Source organism: Acinetobacter endophylla, assembly GCF_053543775.1.
This window is the reverse complement of sequence record NZ_JBLVOM010000235.1, coordinates 34,058-35,149: the sequence shown is the minus strand read 5'-3', so window position 1 is coordinate 35,149 and position 1,092 is coordinate 34,058. Positions and strand designations below refer to the sequence as shown.

General features: G+C 47.8%; 1 protein-coding gene and 1 pseudogene. Both read left to right on the top strand.

Annotated elements, in window-relative coordinates; all coding sequences use genetic code 11:
- Positions 1-659, top strand: a 659-nt coding sequence (gene benD / locus ACNPNW_RS08105; protein WP_448766864.1) for a benzoate diol dehydrogenase BenD, incomplete at its 5' end; no start/stop codon positions are given.
- 58 nt (positions 660-717) lie between these two features.
- Positions 718-1,092 (top strand): annotated as a pseudogene (gene benE, locus ACNPNW_RS08100) (benzoate/H(+) symporter BenE); the annotation flags it as partial.

Genomic DNA, 1,092 nt, shown 5'->3' with positions numbered 1-1,092 from the left:
CTTATGTGGAAGAAGTTCTGGCTGAAATTGAAGCGACTGGCGGTGATGCGATTACCGTGAAAGCCAATCTGGAAACGTTTGCTGGTGCCCAGTCAGTCGTTGAAAAAGCGCTAGAAACCTATGGCCGTGTCGATGCGTTAATCAACAACGTGGGTGGCGCGATCTGGATGAAACCTTTCGAAGAATTTTCTGAAGAGGAAATTATCAAGGAAGTGAACCGTTCGTTGTTCCCGACGCTGTGGTGCTGCCGCGCAGTACTTCCGGAAATGATTAAAAATCAGAAAGGGACCATTGTAAACGTATCTTCTATTGCCACACGCGGCATTAACCGTGTTCCGTATTCGGCATCGAAAGGTGGTGTGAACGGCCTGACCGCTTCCCTTGCATTTGAACATGCCAAAGACGGCATCCGTGTCAATGCAATCGCGACGGGTGGCACTGAAGCACCGCCACGTAAAGTACCGCGCAATGCCAATCCACTGACTGAATCTGAAAAAGAATGGATGCAGCAAGTGGTTGATCAGACCATTGACCGTACGTTTATGGGACGCTACGGTACGATTCAGGAGCAAGTGAATGCGATTGTATTCCTGGCTTCCGATGAATCATCTTATATGACAGGTACCGTGGTACCCGTCGGTGGTGGTGATCAAGGCTAGTCCTGATCATCACGATTTTTAACAGGCTCATGGTTCGACGCAAGGAGGCACATCACCAATGAATACCCTGTTTCAGACATTAAAAAATGATTGGTCAATTTCAGCAACTGTTGCAGGATTTTTAGCAGTGCTGATTTCCTATTCAGGGCCACTGATCATTTTTTTCCAGGCGGCGCAGCAAGCCCAGGTTTCCCCGGACATGATGATTTCATGGATTTGGGGAATTTCTATTGGTGCTGCACTCGCAGGTATCTTTTTATCGATTAAATACAAAATACCTGTCGTCACCGCCTGGTCTGCACCCGGAACGGCTTTATTAGTCACGCTGTTTCCTGATATTTCGCTCAATGAAGCGGTTGCCGCCTATATCACCTCTGCCGTGGTGATTTTTTTCATTGGGATCACCGGTTATTTCGACAAATTGCTGTCCTGG